The sequence below is a fragment of the Sphingomonas sp. 2SG genome (assembly GCF_005503285.1).
GTDB classification, from domain to species: domain Bacteria; phylum Pseudomonadota; class Alphaproteobacteria; order Sphingomonadales; family Sphingomonadaceae; genus Sphingomonas; species Sphingomonas taxi.
The window spans coordinates 15,557-30,956 of sequence record NZ_SCMZ01000033.1; the positions used below are offsets into that span (position 1 = coordinate 15,557).

Annotated in this window: 16 protein-coding genes and 1 tRNA gene; 11 read left to right on the forward strand and 6 right to left on the reverse strand. The window is 68.1% G+C overall.

Annotation, left to right across the window (positions count from 1 at the left end):
• Nucleotides 1-25: 25 nt before the first annotated feature.
• Both FFS23_RS13640 and FFS23_RS13645 read right to left on the reverse strand, forming a co-directional pair.
• The gene (locus FFS23_RS13640) at nt 26-349 is read right to left on the reverse strand and encodes a YbaB/EbfC family nucleoid-associated protein (protein WP_038660987.1); all 324 of its coding nucleotides are present in this window, start codon (nt 347-349) and stop codon (nt 26-28) included.
• Nucleotides 346-1,992 (reverse strand): DNA polymerase III subunit gamma/tau, encoded by a 1,647-nt coding sequence (locus FFS23_RS13645; RefSeq protein WP_137899025.1) that lies wholly within the window; start codon nt 1,990-1,992, stop codon nt 346-348. The genes FFS23_RS13640 and FFS23_RS13645 overlap by 4 nt, the downstream gene beginning before the upstream one ends.
• A gap of 113 nt (nt 1,993-2,105) precedes the next feature.
• Between FFS23_RS13645 and FFS23_RS13650 the strand changes: the two genes are divergently transcribed.
• From FFS23_RS13650 to FFS23_RS20140, 6 genes are all read left to right on the forward strand, one after another.
• Complete coding sequence (locus tag FFS23_RS13650; RefSeq protein WP_137899026.1) at nt 2,106-2,384, forward strand: hypothetical protein; 279 nt, start codon at nt 2,106-2,108, stop codon at nt 2,382-2,384.
• A gap of 96 nt (nt 2,385-2,480) precedes the next feature.
• On the forward strand, nt 2,481-4,235 hold the full coding sequence (gene recJ / locus FFS23_RS13655; protein ID WP_137899027.1) for a single-stranded-DNA-specific exonuclease RecJ: 1,755 nt from the start codon (nt 2,481-2,483) through the stop codon (nt 4,233-4,235).
• 54 nt (nt 4,236-4,289) lie between these two features.
• Nucleotides 4,290-4,364: transfer RNA gene (locus tag FFS23_RS13660), tRNA-Glu, on the forward strand.
• 379 nt (nt 4,365-4,743) lie between these two features.
• Nucleotides 4,744-4,914 (forward strand): hypothetical protein, encoded by a 171-nt coding sequence (locus FFS23_RS20135; RefSeq protein WP_171009491.1) that lies wholly within the window; start codon nt 4,744-4,746, stop codon nt 4,912-4,914.
• Entirely contained in the window at nt 4,911-5,966 is a 1,056-nt protein-coding gene (locus FFS23_RS13665) for a hypothetical protein (RefSeq protein ID WP_137899028.1), read from the forward strand. The genes FFS23_RS20135 and FFS23_RS13665 overlap by 4 nt, the downstream gene beginning before the upstream one ends.
• Nucleotides 5,967-6,067: 101 nt before the next feature.
• Nucleotides 6,068-6,274, forward strand: coding sequence for a hypothetical protein (locus tag FFS23_RS20140; protein WP_171009492.1), 207 nt, complete (start codon nt 6,068-6,070; stop codon nt 6,272-6,274).
• A gap of 572 nt (nt 6,275-6,846) precedes the next feature.
• On the opposite strand, the gene FFS23_RS13680 is transcribed toward FFS23_RS20140, so the two are convergent.
• Nucleotides 6,847-7,068, reverse strand: coding sequence for a hypothetical protein (locus FFS23_RS13680; RefSeq protein WP_137899029.1), 222 nt, complete (start codon nt 7,066-7,068; stop codon nt 6,847-6,849).
• Nucleotides 7,069-7,241: 173 nt separating this feature from the next.
• Between FFS23_RS13680 and FFS23_RS13685 the strand changes: the two genes are divergently transcribed.
• On the forward strand, nt 7,242-7,460 hold the full coding sequence (locus tag FFS23_RS13685; protein WP_137899030.1) for a hypothetical protein: 219 nt from the start codon (nt 7,242-7,244) through the stop codon (nt 7,458-7,460).
• A gap of 4 nt (nt 7,461-7,464) precedes the next feature.
• Here FFS23_RS13685 and FFS23_RS13690 read toward each other — a convergent pair whose 3' ends face one another.
• Both FFS23_RS13690 and FFS23_RS13695 read right to left on the reverse strand, forming a co-directional pair.
• Nucleotides 7,465-7,869, reverse strand: a complete 405-nt coding sequence (locus FFS23_RS13690; protein ID WP_137899031.1) for an HIRAN domain-containing protein — start codon at nt 7,867-7,869, stop codon at nt 7,465-7,467.
• Nucleotides 7,870-7,878: 9 nt separating this feature from the next.
• Complete coding sequence (locus FFS23_RS13695) at nt 7,879-8,964, reverse strand: potassium channel family protein (protein ID WP_249340682.1); 1,086 nt, start codon at nt 8,962-8,964, stop codon at nt 7,879-7,881.
• Between the two features lie 546 nt (nt 8,965-9,510).
• On the opposite strand from FFS23_RS13695, the gene FFS23_RS13700 reads away from it, so the two are divergent.
• The 4 genes from FFS23_RS13700 (at nt 9,511) to mgrA (ending at nt 14,971) form a co-directional block, all read left to right on the forward strand.
• The gene (locus tag FFS23_RS13700; RefSeq protein WP_249340683.1) at nt 9,511-10,221 is read left to right on the forward strand and encodes an ABC transporter ATP-binding protein; all 711 of its coding nucleotides are present in this window, start codon (nt 9,511-9,513) and stop codon (nt 10,219-10,221) included.
• On the forward strand, nt 10,214-12,739 hold the full coding sequence (locus FFS23_RS13705; RefSeq protein WP_171009493.1) for an FtsX-like permease family protein: 2,526 nt from the start codon (nt 10,214-10,216) through the stop codon (nt 12,737-12,739). The genes FFS23_RS13700 and FFS23_RS13705 overlap by 8 nt, the downstream gene beginning before the upstream one ends.
• On the forward strand, nt 12,739-13,806 hold the full coding sequence (locus tag FFS23_RS13710; RefSeq protein ID WP_137899034.1) for a lipocalin-like domain-containing protein: 1,068 nt from the start codon (nt 12,739-12,741) through the stop codon (nt 13,804-13,806). Before FFS23_RS13705 ends, FFS23_RS13710 begins: the two co-directional genes overlap by 1 nt.
• A 79-nt stretch (nt 13,807-13,885) precedes the next feature.
• Nucleotides 13,886-14,971, forward strand: coding sequence for an L-glyceraldehyde 3-phosphate reductase (mgrA, locus tag FFS23_RS13715; protein WP_137899035.1), 1,086 nt, complete (start codon nt 13,886-13,888; stop codon nt 14,969-14,971).
• Nucleotides 14,972-14,979: 8 nt separating this feature from the next.
• Here mgrA and FFS23_RS13720 read toward each other — a convergent pair whose 3' ends face one another.
• Nucleotides 14,980-15,315 (reverse strand): hypothetical protein, encoded by a 336-nt coding sequence (locus FFS23_RS13720; protein WP_038660960.1) that lies wholly within the window; start codon nt 15,313-15,315, stop codon nt 14,980-14,982.
• Nucleotides 15,316-15,400 lie beyond the last annotated feature (85 nt).

A 15,400-nucleotide genomic window follows, 5' to 3' on the forward strand; every position in this document is an offset into this window, starting at 1 on the left:
GATGACGGTCTTTGGTGAGGAAAGGTCAGAACGGCAGTTTGAAGCCCGGCGGGAGGGGCAGGCCGCTGGTCATCTTCGACATTTCGGCGCCCGACACCGCGTCCGCCTTGGTCCGCGCGTCGTTGAACGCCGCCGCGAGCAGATCCTCGAGCATCTGCTTTTCCGACACTTCGATCAGCGAATCGTCGATCGCGATGTTGATGATCCGGCCCTTGGCGCTCGCCTTGACCTTGACGAGGCCGCCGCCCGAGACGCCCTCGACCTCGATCGTGTCGAGCTGGTCCTGCGCCTTCTGCAACTCGTTCTGGACGTTCTGCGCCATGGCGAGGATTTCGTCGATATTCTTCATGCGTTGCTCCGTTTGCCCGGCCAGGCTTCCAGTTCGGCCTCGGGAAAGGCCGCGAAGGCCGCCCTCACCAGCGGCGTGGCGAGGATCGCCTGCCGTGTCGCCTCTTCATCCGCCTTGGCCTTCTCGCGCAAGGTAGGCGCGCCGGGCGCATCCTCCAAGACGATCTTCCATACCTGCCCGGTCGCCGCCTTCAGCGCCTCTGCGACGTCGCGCAACGTATCCGCCGACATCGGCCGCGATCCGCTGAGCACCAGCTCGGGCGCCTCGTAGCGGACGACGCGCGCGCCGTGGCTGAGCTGCGCGGCGACGGCGAAATGGCCCTTGTCCTCAAGCAGGGTGACGAGGCCCTCAAAATCGGCAGGCGCGCCGGGCCGTTCGGCAGCGACCGGCGCGGCCGGTGCTGCTGGGGCAGCCGCCGCAGGGGCCGCCAGCGCGCCGAGCTTGCCGCTGGCGATCTGCTTCGCCAGCTCGCCGGGATCGGGCAAGGTCGAAGCGTGGATCGCGCGCAGCAGCGCCATCTCCGCCGCCTCGATCGGCAGTGCCGCCCTGGCGACCTCGTCATGCCCCTTGAGGAAGAGTTGCCAGAGCCGGTGCAGGGCAGGGAAGGACAGCTTTTCCGCCCATTCGGCGCGCGCGTTGCGCTCCTCGACTGGCTGCGCCGGGTCTTCGGCGGTGCCGACCTTGGCGAGCGTGATGCCGTGGACGCTCTCGAGCATCGCGCGCAGCACCGACTGCGGATCGACGCCGTAATCATATTGCCGCCGCAGGCTGGCGAGGGCGCCCGCCGCATCGCCGGCGAGCACGAGGGCGAGCAGGTCGCGTACCGCGCCGCGATCGGACAGGCCGAGCATCTGCCGCACCGCCGCCGCGGTCACGCCGCCGCCTTCGAGCCCGGCATGGGCGATGCCCTGGTCTAGGATCGACAGGCCGTCGCGCGCCGAGCCTTCCGCCGCACGCGCGATCAGCATCAGCGCTTCGGGTTCGGCCTCGACGCCTTCTTGCCTACAGACGAAGGCGAAATGCGCGGCGAGCTGCTCCGCCGAGATGCGGCGCAGGTCGAAGCGCTGGCAGCGCGACAGCACGGTGATCGGCACCTTGTTCACCTCGGTGGTGGCGAACAGGAATTTGACGTGCGCGGGCGGCTCTTCGAGCGTCTTCAACAGCGCATTGAAGGCGTTCTTGGAAAGCATGTGGACCTCGTCCACGATGTAGATCTTGTACCGCGCCGACACCGCGGCATAGCGGGCCGCGTCGATGATCTCGCGCACGTCGTCGACGCCGGTATGGCTCGCGGCGTCCATCTCGATGACGTCGATATGGCGGCCTTCGGCGATCGCGCGGCACGGTTCGCAGACGCCGCACGGATCGATCGTCGGCCCGCCGGTGCCGTCGGGACCGACGCAATTGAGCGCCTTGGCGATCAGCCGCGCGGTCGAGGTCTTGCCGACGCCGCGCACGCCGGTCATCAGGAAGGCATGCGCCAGCCGGTCGCGCTTGATCGCATTGCCGAGCGTGGTGACCATCGCATCCTGCCCGATCAGCTCGGAAAAGGTCTGCGGACGGTATTTGCGCGCGAGCACGCGATAGGGGGCGGCCTTGGCCGCGGGCTGCGGCGGTTCGCCCAGATCGAAGGAATCGGCCATTGGCTCGCATATAGGGCGGCGGGGGGCCGGTGTCGAAGGTGCATAGGGTCGGCACTCCGTCGCGCGCGCTATTCGATCTGGCCATTGTTCGCGGAGCGGCATAGCCTGTGGCGATGGATTTGCTGTCGCACCTGCTGAACGCCTTCGGTTCGACGCTATTGGTCGCCGCGGTGGCCTTCTGGGGAATACGGTGGTTGGCGCCGCTCGCTCCGGCGCGGTTCGGCGCCTTCACCTTGGCGATCGGCTATGCCCTCGCCCGGTATAGCGGGTCGGCGCCGCCCTGGGCGGCGATGCCCTTGCTCGTCCGGGCGATCGGGACGCTATCGGCGCTGACGCTGCTTTGGGTCTGGTGGTTCCGAAACGCGCATGCGAGCGAGGAAGCAAATAGCTAGAGGTACCTCGGGCAATATGGTTACGATAACGTCCGTTCTGCCCTAAGGCATGAGGGTGCCTGATCGTGGCACCTTTCCCGGAACCCCTCGACACCCATGACCCCCGTTCTCGGCGTATCGCATTCGATTCTCGGCCAGCCCTGGCATTGGCGCAGCCTCGCCGCCGACGCGCGCGACGGTTTCGGTGCCGACGATCTCGTCACGCAATTGCTGCTCGCGCGTGGCGCCGAGCGCGAGACGCTCGACCAGCATCGCGCGCCGTCGATCCGCGCCTTCATGCCCGACCCGTCGGTGTTCCGCGACATGGACCGCGCCGCGATCCGCCTCGCCGATGCGGTGCAGGCGGGCGAGAGCGTCGCGGTGTTCGGCGATTACGATGTCGACGGCGCGACCTCGGCGGCGCTGATGATCCTCGTGCTGCGCGATCTCGGGCTCGAGGCGCGGCCATACATCCCCGACCGGTTGCTCGAAGGCTATGGCCCGTCGGGCGACGCGCTGGTCCGGCTCGCGGGGGAGGGGGCGTCGCTGATCGTCACCGTCGATTGCGGCGCACAGGCGTTCGAGGCGCTGGCGATGGCGCACGCGCACCCGGTCGACGTTGTCGTCGTCGACCACCACAAATGCGCCGCCGCGCTGCCGCTGGCGCATGCGCTGGTCAATCCCAACCGGCTCGACGAGGACGAAGGCGCGGCGCACGGCCATCTCGCCGCGGTCGGCGTCTGCTTCCTGCTCGCCGCAGCGCTGCTGCGCACGCTGGAGGCACGCGGCTTCTTCGCCGATCGGCCCAAGCCCAATCTGATTCACCATCTCGACATCGTCGCGCTCGGCACCGTCGCCGACGTCGCGCAGCTGCGTGGCCTCAACCGCGCCTTCGTCGCTCAGGGGCTGAAGGTGATGGCGCAGCGCCGCAATATCGGCCTCGCCGCGCTGATCGAGGCGTCGCGGCTGACCCGCGCGCCGACGTGCAGCGACCTCGGCTTCGCGCTCGGGCCGCGGATCAACGCCGGTGGGCGGGTGGGCCGCGCGGATCTAGGCGTGCGGCTGCTCACCACCCGCGATCCCGACGAGGCGCGTACGATCGCCGAGGAACTCGACCGGCTCAACGAGGAGCGCCGTCTGATCGAGGCGGGGGTGCAGCAAGCCGCCGAGCTGCTCGCCAACAACGGCCGCCGCGTCGTCGTCGTCGCCGGCGAGGGCTGGCATCCCGGCGTGATCGGCATCGTCGCCGGACGGCTGAAGGAGAAGTTCGGCCGGCCGGCGATCGTCATCGCGATCGGCGAGGACGGGCTCGGCAAGGGCTCGGGCCGGTCGATCGCCGGGGTCGATCTCGGCGCGGCGGTGCTCGCGGCGAAGGAGCAGGGCCTGCTCGTCGCCGGCGGCGGCCATGCGATGGCGGCGGGGCTGACGATCGCCGCCGACGGCATCGCCGCCTTCGCCGATTTCCTCGAAGTGCGGCTGGCCGCCGGCGTCGACCGCGCGATCGGTGAGCGGGCGTTGCTGGTCGACGCGGTGCTCGCGCCCGGCGGGATCAACCCGCTGCTGGTCGAATCGCTCGATGTCGGCGGACCGTACGGCATGGGCTGGCCGGCGCCGCGGATCGCCGCCGGGCCGGTGCGGATCATCAAGGCGGACATCGTCGGCAACGGCCACGTCCGTGCGGTGGTGGCGGGCGACGACGGCCGCAGCTTCAAGGCGGTGGCGTTCCGCGCCGCCGACACCGCACTGGGGCAGGCGCTGCTCGCCGCCGCGCCGCACCGCCGGCTATGGCTCGCCGGCCGCGCCAGGATCGACGATTGGGGCAGCCGCCCGGCCGCGGAAATGCACCTGGAAGACGCCGCCTGGGCGAATTGATGCATCACAACCCCTTGACCGATCGCCGACCCCCCTCTAGCAGCACCCCTCGCTGGCCCCTTCGTCTAGCGGTTAGGACGCGGCCCTTTCACGGCTGAAGCACGGGTTCGATTCCCGTAGGGGTCACCAACGGCAGAAAATAGCCATTCTTGGCTTGCCGTTGGTGACCAGTTGCCCCCGGTGCCGGCTCTAGTTTGCCCCCGGTCTTCTTTGCGGCTTTATCAGTCTCGTACGGTCGAGCTTCGTTGGTCCGACGTTTTTCACGATTGAGCTTGCTTTTGTTAATCTTGTTCCTCCAGTCTGTTGCTGTATGAAGTTCTCCGATCTGCCGCTCAGCTGCCCACCGGTGCCCCATCAGACCCATGCACTTCGCGATGTTTGGCGTGTCATCGAAGGCGAGAAGCCATCATCTTACGATTGGAAATCGCATGCGCAGCGTGGGGAGCCAAAATGCCCGTCTCCCAAGCTCGAGTGCCGGTGGGCCTCTTTGTCGCTCACGAGGAATCCAGTGGCGCAGATGCAGTTGAAGAACTTGCAGCATTGTACGCATGCTGTGCGCCTCCAGATCCCCGACGATGCGGGCGCGCACATCACTAAAGGAAGCCATGTCGACTTTTGGCCGGCCGCCGGAACGAACGTCAGCGTACATGTCGTTGAGCTCAAGGACTTCTCGCAATGACGACGGTGGTTGAGAAAAGTGCCACGACTGCTGATGGTTGGGCCATCTTTGAGCAAGTGCTTTTCTGGTCTTCGGAACCCGAAGTGGTCGTTCTCGATTTCAATAAATTTAGCAAAGTCATCGCTGTTTCTGCGAGTAACATCGACGGTTCGGGATATTTCGGAGCTAAGGTTAGCGTAGCGCAGTTCAGAAATTATCTGCGGGGAAAGTTCGATCTTCGTTTCTTGTTTCTGCGGCCTGACCGGTGGACTTGGTATCATTTTGATTTGCCGAGCCTTGACCCAGTTAAGGTAAAGCTCCGCAATGTCGAGCTAACGCAGAAGCGGATCAGCATGTATGTGCCAGGTCATGGGTTCTTTGCTCGGGACCACTCAGAAGAGTATGAGGCCTTCCCGACTGCGCCACGCGATGTCCAACGCTTTCTAGTTAATGGCGAATGGGACATGCGGGAGTTCAGCAGGTTTCATGCTCAAATTTCCGATCTCTATGCCTTTTCGCAAGGTGTTGAAGAATTTGCGGATGCCAATACACCGGTTGAGAAGAAGCGCGATATTGTAAAAGCTTTTGTAAAACCATGGGAAGGTGGCGGAAGCTACGTCGGTTTTTTCCGATCGCTGGCAAAAGCTGGTGGTGAAGATGCTCGTCCCGACATCAAGGCGATCCAATGGGCATCCCCCGGATACATGGATGTCGTGGGTGAAGCGGAAGCCTTTGAAAAGTTGATCAGCTTGGTAGATCACTTCGGGCGTAACCGCCGAGCTATTATGGAGGCCTATGACCACCTTTGGAGCTATCTTCAAGAATTCAAGCTGCTTGGCGCTCGCAAGCGGGGTGACTTTGCTACCGATAGTGTTTTGAAGGAAGTTGAGTCGAGAGGGAAAGACTTAGGCAAGGTTCTCGGCGCAACTGCATACAGCACCTTGAAGCGAATGGCAGGTGAGGATGCAATTGTGACAGCAAAAGTACTGCTTGCAACCGAGCGCCGCGTTAGCAGACTTTACGATTTCTTTTCCGAAGGCCGTGTGGCAGTGGAAGGTTTAAAGCTCGCGTGAGCAGATGCTTGATTCTGCTGTCGTAGCGGGATCATAACGCCTGACGTCATCCGTACGGCCGCTCCCCGAGCTATCATCAACGCTCTTGCACGTTTTCCATAATGTCTCACCATTTCGGGAGACATGCCCAGTACCTCGCCGACCTCGCTGTCATTAAGGCCGCGTTCGAGCAGGTAGCAGCAGGCGTTCTTGCGCAGCCCGTGGAAGGTGAAGGTCGAGCCCTCGCCAATCACCTCGCGCGCGACGAGGTCCGCGTGCACCTGCTGGACCGCCTCCTTCGCCATCAGCGCGCGCAGGCGCTCCTGTAACGCGGCCGTCGTCTGGAACGGCCACCCCGTGCGTTCATAGAGTAGCTCGACGAATCGCCGCGGGAGCTTCTCCAGTTCTCCTATCCAGAAGCACGGGTTCGATTCCCGTAGGGGTCACCAGCAGCGCAACCGGCCATGGTCGGCATGCCGCTGATGACGGCATTCGCAGAGTTCCAGCATCATTCCGGCGACAGCGGTGCGGCGGGGTCGCTCGGTGCCGGTCCGGCTTCCTGCGGGCGGTCGAAGGTGACCACCCATTGCGGATAGCCGTCGGGTGCCATGACGATGTCGGCATGGCCGACGGGGTCGTTGCCCGTCTCGATCCAGCCGGCGCCGTGACAGGTGTCGCAGATCGCGCGCTTGCAGCGGAAGCTGACCAGGTCGATCTCGACGTTCCACTGGCCGTAGCCGTGGCAGATCGGGCATTTCGCATCGAGCGTGCCGTTGCGCGGCTGCAGTGCGATGATGTCGAAGGCATGCGGGCTGTTGGGGCCGTCGCAATAGACGACGTTGCTGGCATGGGCGATCTTTGGTCTCCTCGGACAGACACGGGCGGTCGGCGGCGTGGCGGATCAGTCCGGCACCACCCAGTTGAGCTCGTCTGCCGCCGCCTCGGCGGTCTTGACGAGATGGCGGACGTAATCCTGGAAGATCGGCACCGTGAAGGTGACGAGCACCGGATCGGCATCGGGCTCGTTGAAGGTCAGCACCACGAAGCGGGTGCCGGTCTCGTCGATCATCAGGCCGGCTTCCATCGCGCCGGGCCCGCTCGGGCTGATTACCACTTCTGCCATGGATCAGCGCGGCTCGCCGGCATGGCGCGGTCGGAGGATTTCGGGTCTTGGCATGGAGGCTCCTGCACGGTCGGACGGCTATAACGCCCGATGACGGTTTCCGCCCACGCGTCTTTCGCGGCGGTGGTTCGTTTCCTGCCGACGCGCCGATGCGGTGCGACTGGGAGAAGACGATGCGGTTCGTTCAGATCGAGATACTGCCCACGGGCAAGGCGCTGGTCGATATCGACAAACTGACCCATGCAGTGCCAGAGGGCGAGGGCAGCCGCCTGTTCCTGGGGGCGCAGCATCTCGACGTGCCGCATACGCTCGCCGAACTGGAGAATATCCTCGCCGGACGCGAGCGGACCGATGACGGCGAGAGCAGCGCCGCCGGTTTCGGCCTGCGCTAGGCGGTCAGGCGCCCCATTCCGGCCCGTCGTCATCGGGATAGAAGGCGTCGGGGTCATAAGGTGCGGACCGTCGCGCCGGCGCGGATGGCGTCGGCAAGGTCGGCTGGCCGCCGCCGAAGCGCAGCCGGATATAGGCCGCATTGCCGTCCATGCCCTGGAAGATCGCCGCCGCCGCTTCGCCGCGATTCAGGCGCATGCCGACATAAGGCGCCCGCTCGGCGCTGAGATAGCCGAGCTGCACGCCGCGCGGGCCGATGACCGCAATGGCATTGCCGTCGTGCTTGTTCTTCGGTTCCGGCACCAGGGCGACCGGCTCGCCGGGCAGCGTCATCATCGTTTCGGAGCGGCGGTTGCTGCCGTCGGCATTGGCGAAGTCGATGCCGACGACGGCGAGGGTCAGCTCCTGCATCGCCGCGGTTCAGATCTTGGTCGCATCGGCGGCCTCGACCAGCTCGATCACCCAGTCGCCGGCGCGCAGCTCGCGCGCCTCGGGTTGCAGGACGCCGATCGCCCGGTCGTCGCGATAGATGCGGACGATCTGGCCGTGGGTGCCGTCGCGCGGCGCGGTGCCGATCTCGTCGGCGCGAACCGGGCGTTCGCGCAATTCGATCTGGCCGCCGCGGGTGACGAGGTCGGCGACATAGTCGGCGACGTGCGGGCCGGCGGTGCATTGCGCGAGCAACTGGCCGCCGAAGCTCACCGGGTTGACGATGATGCTGGCACCGGCGTCGCGCGCCAGCAACTCGTTCTCGATCGCCGCGATCGAGACGGCGATGCCGGCATGCGGCGCGAGGCGACGGCAGGTGAGGATGATCAGCACCGCGGTGTCGTCGCGGCCGGGGCAGATGATGACGTTGCGCGCGGCACCGACCTTGGCGGTTTCGAGCACCTTGTTGTGGGTCGCATCGCCTTCGACGGTGGCGACGCCCCATGCCTCGGCGAGGCGCAGCCGGTCGGCGTTGGCGTCGACCACGACGATCCGCTCCGGCTGATGGCCGCGTTCGATCAATTCGCCGACCGCCGCCGAGCCCGAGCGGCCGAAGCCGCAGACGATGACGTGATCCTTCAGTTCGTGCCTGACCAGTCCCATACGCCACCGCTCCCATCCCTGCCGCAGCATGAAGCTGTAGGCGCTTCCCAGGAAGATGAGGAACACGAAGATGCGGATCGGCGTGACGACGAACGTATCGAACATCCGCGCCGAATCGCTGACCGGGACGATGTCGCCATAGCCGACCGTCGTCACGGTGATGACGGTGAAATAGACGATGTCTAGGAAGCTGACCGCGCCGTCGGTATTGTCGCGCAGGCCCGCCCGGTCGATCCAGTGACCGCCGAGCGCGATGCCGACGAGCAGCAGCACGGCGGCGGCGCGGATCGCCAGCGTGGTGAGCGGGCCGAGCCGCCCGGCGCGATAGAAGCGCGGGCGCACCGGGCGCAGGGCCGCCGGTGCGGCCATCCGCCCGGGTGCCAGCGCCGGCCGTGGGGTATGATGCCGGTTCACGGGGCGGGGGCGGTGCTGACCATACGCTTGTGGTGCGGGAGGTTGCCGGTGGAGTGCAAGCGCCGCGTTGCGAGACCTCTTGCAAAATTGGTGTGTTACCTGCCGTGGGGTGAAACCTCCAAAAACACGATCAGTGCTCCCGCGCAGGCGGGAGCCCAGGAGTCACGCACGCTATAGGATGTTGTTTTGCTTGGCCCTGGGCTCCCGCCTTCGCGGGAGCACTGGCTTGGGTTTGCCAAGGTTCCGCCTCCACGGGAACGCTGAAGAGGGCGACCTCTGCCGGGGTACATCGCGGCGCTATCGCGTATGGCCGTTCACATGGGCCCGGCGCTATCCAAGCCCACTCCGTCACCCCGGACTGGTTCCGGGGTGACGGATCTGGCGGGGAAACCGGCCGAGCCTCATCATCGCCTGCGACCTGCGTTACTTGCGGGTTCGCAATACCTTCGCGTTGCGCGCCCGACAGCGGCGGGAACCGAATGGGCGACCAGATGTACCGACTAGGTGCCGGCGCAGCCTGCGGTGCGCGCAGCGGGGGGCGGGACGATGAGCATGGACGCTGGGACGAGTGATGGAGACGGCGAGCGGCCGTTGCTCGCGGTGCGCGCGCTCGGCAAATCGGTGCCCGGACCGCGACGGCTGTTCCGCAATCTCGACCTGTCGGTCGCGGCGGGGGAATTGGTTGCGGTCATCGGCGAATCCGGCGTCGGCAAGTCGACGCTGCTCAACATCCTCGCCGGGCTCGACGGCGCCGACGAGGGCAAAGTCGCGATCGACGGCATCCATCTCGGCACGCTCGACGAGGCGGCGCGCACGCGGCTGCGCCGCGAGCGGATCGGCTTCGTCTTCCAGGCCTTCCATATCCTGCCCTATCTGACGCTGCGGCAGAATGTCGCCTTGCCGCTGGCGCTGGTCTCGCCGGACGCGGCGGAGGCCGACCGGCGGGCCGATGCGATGCTCGATGCGGTCGGGCTGGACGGGCGCGGCGCCGGCTATGCCCGCGACCTGTCGGGCGGCGAGTTGCAGCGGGTCGCGATCGCGCGGGCGCTGGTCCATCGCCCGTCGCTGATCCTCGCCGACGAACCGACGGGCAATCTCGACCCCGATACCGCGGCGCGGGTACTGGCGCTGTTCGCCACCGCGGTGCGCGGTCATGGCGCCGCCGGCGTGATGGTGACGCATTCCGAGGCGAGCGCGGCGATCGCCGACCGCGTGCTGACGCTCGGCGCGGACGGACTGGTCGATCGGCGTGGCTGAGCGCGCCGGGCTGATCCGGGGACGGCTGGCGCTCGGCTGGCTGATCGGCGGCGAGTGGCGGTTCCATCCGGCGCGCTTCCTGACCACGGCGGTGGCGATCGCGGTCGGCGTCGCGCTGGGGTTCGCGGTGCATCTCGTCAACGGATCGGCGCTGGCGTCGTTCGACGGCGCGATGCGCGGCATCAGCGGCGCAGCCGAACTGTCGGTGCGCGCGACCAGTCCGCTCGGCTTCGACGAGGCGCTGTATCCGCGCGTGGCGACGGCGCGCGGCGTCGCCGATGCCAGCCCGGTCGTCAGCCTCGACGCGCGGATCGGCGGCACGCGCCTGACGCTGCTCGGCATCGACGTGATCCGCGCCGCGGCGGTGACGCCGTCGCTGATCCGCATCCGCCCCGCCGGCCCCGATACCGGCAACGACGGCGTGTTCGACGAGGCGGCGCTGTTCCTCTCCCGCCGCGCGCTCGCGCAGACGAAGGCGCGGGTCGGGGAAATCGTGCAGGCGACCGCCAATGGCCGGACGGTACCGCTGCGGATCGCGGGGACGCTGCCGGGTGCGGACGAGACCGCGGTCGGCGTGATCGACATCGCCGCGGCGCAATGGCGGTTCGGCCGGCTGGGGCGGATCGACCGGCTCGATCTCGCCATGTCCGATCGCGACGCGGCCGAGCCGGCGCTGCGCGCGCTGCTGCCCGCCGATGCCGTGCTGTCCTCTCCGGCGTCGCAGAACGCGCAGGGCGATGCGCTGTCGCGCGCCTATCGCGTCAATCTCGACATGCTGGCGCTGGTCGCGCTGCTGACCGGCGGTTTCCTCGTCTATTCGGCGCAATCTTTGTCGGTGGTTCGCCGGCAGCGCGCCTTCGCCTTGCTGCGGACACTCGGCATGCCGCGCGGCGGGGTGATCGCCGCGGTGGTGGTGGAGGGCGTCGCGATCGGGCTGGTCGGGGCCGCCGCGGGTCTGCTCGCCGGCTACGGCCTCGCCTGGGCGGCGCTGCACTGGTTCGGCGGCGATCTCGGCGCGGGCTATTTCGGTGGCGGTCGTGCGCAGGTCGTTTTCCAGCCCGCGGCGGCGTTCGGCTTCTTCGCGCTCGGTCTGGCCGCGGCGATCCTCGGCAGCGCCCTGCCGGCGCGCGTCGCGGCGCGGGCGGCGCCGGCGGCGGCGCTGAAGAACGCCGGCGACGTGCTCGATCCGCGCCGGCCGGTCGCCTGGTGGCCCGCCGCGACCCTGCTCGCCGCCGGCGCGGCGGCGGCGCTGCTACCCGCGGTCGCCGGCCTGCCGCTGTTCGGCTTCGTCGGCATGGCGCTGATGCTGGCGGGCGGGGTGGCGGGCGTGCCGTGGTTCGCCCGGACCTTGCTGGCGCCGCTCGCGCGTCGCGGCGGTGGCGACGTGCCGCGCCTGCTGGCAGTGCGGCACCTGCATGGCGCGCCGGGCGAGGCGGCGACCGCGCTGTGCGGCATCGTCGCGTCGACCGCGCTGATGATCGCGATGGCGACGATGGTGACGAGCTTCCGCGGCGCGGTGGACGATTGGCTCGGCGACGTGCTCGGCGCCGATCTCTACGCGCGCACCACCGCGGGGGCGTCGTTCGATCCGGCGACGCGCGCGCGGCTGGCGGCGACGCCGGGCATCGCGACGGTGGCATTCAGCCGGCAATTGCCGCTGACGATTGCCGCCGACCGCCCACCGGTCAGCCTGATCGCGCGGCCCGAGCGGGGCGGTCGCGATCCGCTGCTGGTGCTGATCGACCGTGCGCCATCGCTGCCGCGCGGTGCCTTGCCGGTCTGGGTGTCGGAGCCGGCGCAGCGTTTGTACGGCTGGGATCCCGGTGAGACGATCGAACTGCCGATCGCCGGCCGCACCCGCTTCGTCGTCGCTGGCGTCTGGCGCGACTATGGACGGCAGGCGGGCGCGGTGCTGGTCGACGAGCGCGACTATCAGCGGCTGACCGGCGACGAGGGCCGCGACGAGATATCGGTGATGCTGACGCCGGGGCAGGACGCCGGCCGCGTCGCCGCCGCGCTCACCGCACGGCTGCCCGCGAGCTTGCGCGGGCAGGTCGAGATCACCCGGCCGGCGACGTTGCGGCAATTGGCGCTGACGCTGTTCGACCGCAGCTTTGCGGTGACCTATCTGCTCGAGGCGGTGGCGATCTTCGTCGGGCTGGCGGGGGTGGCGGCGACGATGTCGGCACAGACGATCGCCCGCGAGCGCGAATTCGGCATGCTCCGCCACCTCGGCCTGACGCGCCGCCAGTTGACCGCGATGCTCGGGATCGAGGGCGCGATCGTCGGCTTGACCGGGGCGCTCGCCGGCATCGGCCTCGGCCTGCTGCTGGCGCAGGTGCTGATCCACGTCATCAATCCGCAGTCGTTCAACTGGACGATGACGACCCGCATCCCGTTCGGCACGCTGGTCGGCGTCGCCGCGGCGCTGACCGGGGCGGCGGCGGTGACGGCGGTGCTCGCCGGGCGGCGCGCGACGGCACGTAGCGCGATCACCTCGGTACGGGAGGATTGGTGATGAAGCCGCTGGCGTTGATGACGGGCTGGCTGGCGGCGGTCGCGGTGGCGGCCCCGGCGGCGGCGCCCTATCCGCAGGTGCGACCCGGCATCGTGCTGCGCTTTCCCGCCGATCATGGCGCGCACCCCGCGTTCCGGACCGAATGGTGGTACGTCACCGGCTGGCTGAAGACCGCGGAGGGACGCGACCTCGGCTTCCAAGTCACCTTCTTCCGCACGCGTCCGCCGGTCGATCCGCGCAACCCCAGCCGGTTCGCCGCCGGGCAGGTGCTGTTCGCGCATGCCGCGCTGTCCGATCCGGCCACCGGGCGGCTGCTGCACGGCGAGCGCTCCGCGCGGCAGGGCTTCGGCCTCGCCGCGGCGCGGACCGGCGACGCCGACGTGGCGATCCGCGACTGGCGGTTGCGGCGCGCCTCCGACGGGCGCTGGCAGACCGCGGTGACGGCGGACGGCTTCCGGCTGGCACTGGCGTTCCGGCCGACGCAGCCGCCGCTGCCGCAGGGACGCGGCGGCTACAGCCGCAAGGGGCCACGCCCCGACGAGGCGAGCTATTATTATTCGATCCCGCATCTGCGGGTCGCCGGGCAGGTGCAGATCGGTGGGCGCACGGTCGCGGTGACCGGCGAGGCGTGGCTCGATCGCGAATGGTCGTCCAACTATCTCGCCCCCGCGGCGCAGGGCTGGGACTGGACCGGCCTCAACCTCGACGACGGATCGGCGCTGATGGCGTTCCGCATTCGGCGCAAGGGCGGCGGGACGCTCTGGACGGGCGGATCCTTGCGCCGGCCCGATGGGCGGACGACGGTGCTGGCGCCGGGGGACGTCGCCTTCCGGCCGGTCGCCACCTGGCGCAGCCGCGCCACCGGGGCGGTCTATCCGGTGATGCAGGATCTCAGCATCCGCATTGACGGCAAGGTCACGACGCACCGGCTGACGCCGCTGTTCGCCGCGCAGGAACTCGACGCGCGGCGCGGCGGCCTGCCGGTCTATTGGGAGGGGGCGGTGCGCACGCCCGGCGGGCGCGGCTATCTGGAACTGACCGGCTACGACAAGCCGCTGGCGATGTAGTCGTTGGCGATCCGGCAACCTTTTGCCCGGGCGATGGCTTTGGTCGCTGTCTCCCCAGCTGCGTGATCGAGGATTTTTCATGGCCTTTCCCGAACCCTATACCGCCGCTGCCGGCCGCTACGATGCCGGCATGTCCTATCGCCGCACCGGTCGCAGCGGCTTGCGCCTGCCGGCGATCAGCCTCGGGCTGTGGCAGAATTTCGGCGGCACCGACGTCTTCGAGACCGGCCGCGCGGTGCTGCGTCGCGCCTTCGATCGCGGCGTCACCCATTTCGACCTCGCTAACAATTACGGCCCACCCTACGGATCGGCCGAAGAGAATTTCGGCCGCGTCCTCGCGACCGACTTCAGGGCGCATCGCGACGAGCTGATCCTGTCGACCAAGGCGGGGTGGGACATGTGGCCCGGTCCCTATGGCGACATCGGCTCCTCGAAAAAGTATCTGATCGCCAGTTGCGACCAGAGCCTCAAGCGCATGGGCGTCGATTACGTCGACATCTTCTACTCCCACCGCGTCGATGCGACGACGCCGCTGGAGGAGACGATGGGCGCGCTGGTGCAGCTCCACCGCCAGGGCAAGGCGCTGTACGTCGGCATCTCCTCCTACGAGCCGGGGCTGACCCGGCAGGCGGCGGCGATCCTCGCCGAGGAGAAGGTGCCATTGTTCATCCACCAGCCGAGCTACTCGATCCTCAACCGCTGGATCGAACGCGAGCTGCTCGCGACGCTGGCGGATCTGGGTACCGGCTGCATCGCCTTTTCGCCGCTCGCACAAGGTATGCTCACCGCAAAATACCTCGATGGCGTGCCGCGGGATGCGCGGGCCAGTCGCGACGGTTCGCTGTCGCAGACCTTGCTCAGCGAGGCGAACGTGGCGGCGATCCGCGCGCTCGACGGGATCGCGCGGGCACGGGGCCAGACGCTGGCGCAGATGGCGATCGCCTGGGTACTGCGCGATCCCCGCGTCACCTCCGCACTGATCGGCGCGCGATCGGTCGCCCAGCTCGACGATTCGCTGAACGCGCTGAACAATCCGGTATTCTCGGCGGACGAACTCGCCGCGATCGACGCGGCCGCGGTCGATGGCGGGATCAATATCTGGTCGGATTCGTCCGACATCGCCGAGCTGCCGGCGCGGCAGGGGGTCCCGCTCGCGTCACGATAGACGCCGGGTCAGCGCTGCTTCTTGGTGATGGTGGCGGTAAAGTCCGGGTCCTTGTTCGCCACCCAGTCGACGAACTTGCGCGTCGCCGGGTCGGCGAGCAGCCCCTCGGCGTTCATGCCGTGGCGCTGCAACTCGGAATTGGTGAAATTGGCGGTCACCGTCTGCTGGCAGATCGGATGCATCGGCACGACGTCGCGCCCGCCGCGGCTCTTGGGCACCGGATGATGCCAGACGATCGTCTTGCCCGTCGGCCGGCCGCACAGCCAGCAGGGGGGCACGGGTGCCGCCTCCTCCTCGGCGGGGAGGTCGTCGTCGTACCGGAATTTGCCGTGCTTGCGGGCCATGCGTCTGCCTCGATCGGTCGCCCACAGGGGCGGTGTCGTGCGCTTCGCTACACCAGCATGCGGGCCACGCCGAGCGGGAAGTGAC

Bases quoted from the DNA above. Each gene is read 5' to 3' on its own strand.
- FFS23_RS13640 (WP_038660987.1), bottom strand. From the start codon at position 349: ATGAAGAATATCGACGAAATCCTCGCCATGGCGCAGAACGTCCAGAAC.
- FFS23_RS13645 (WP_137899025.1), bottom strand. From the start codon at position 1,992: ATGGCCGATTCCTTCGATCTGGGCGAACCGCCGCAGCCCGCGGCCAAG.
- FFS23_RS13650 (WP_137899026.1), top strand. From the start codon at position 2,106: ATGGATTTGCTGTCGCACCTGCTGAACGCCTTCGGTTCGACGCTATTG.
- recJ (WP_137899027.1), top strand. From the start codon at position 2,481: ATGACCCCCGTTCTCGGCGTATCGCATTCGATTCTCGGCCAGCCCTGG.
- FFS23_RS13665 (WP_137899028.1), top strand. From the start codon at position 4,911: ATGACGACGGTGGTTGAGAAAAGTGCCACGACTGCTGATGGTTGGGCC.
- FFS23_RS20140 (WP_171009492.1), top strand. From the start codon at position 6,068: ATGTCTCACCATTTCGGGAGACATGCCCAGTACCTCGCCGACCTCGCT.
- FFS23_RS13680 (WP_137899029.1), bottom strand. From the start codon at position 7,068: ATGGCAGAAGTGGTAATCAGCCCGAGCGGGCCCGGCGCGATGGAAGCC.
- FFS23_RS13685 (WP_137899030.1), top strand. From the start codon at position 7,242: ATGCGGTTCGTTCAGATCGAGATACTGCCCACGGGCAAGGCGCTGGTC.
- FFS23_RS13690 (WP_137899031.1), bottom strand. From the start codon at position 7,869: ATGCAGGAGCTGACCCTCGCCGTCGTCGGCATCGACTTCGCCAATGCC.
- FFS23_RS13700 (WP_249340683.1), top strand. From the start codon at position 9,511: ATGAGCATGGACGCTGGGACGAGTGATGGAGACGGCGAGCGGCCGTTG.
- FFS23_RS13710 (WP_137899034.1), top strand. From the start codon at position 12,739: ATGAAGCCGCTGGCGTTGATGACGGGCTGGCTGGCGGCGGTCGCGGTG.
- mgrA (WP_137899035.1), top strand. From the start codon at position 13,886: ATGGCCTTTCCCGAACCCTATACCGCCGCTGCCGGCCGCTACGATGCC.
- FFS23_RS13720 (WP_038660960.1), bottom strand. From the start codon at position 15,315: ATGGCCCGCAAGCACGGCAAATTCCGGTACGACGACGACCTCCCCGCC.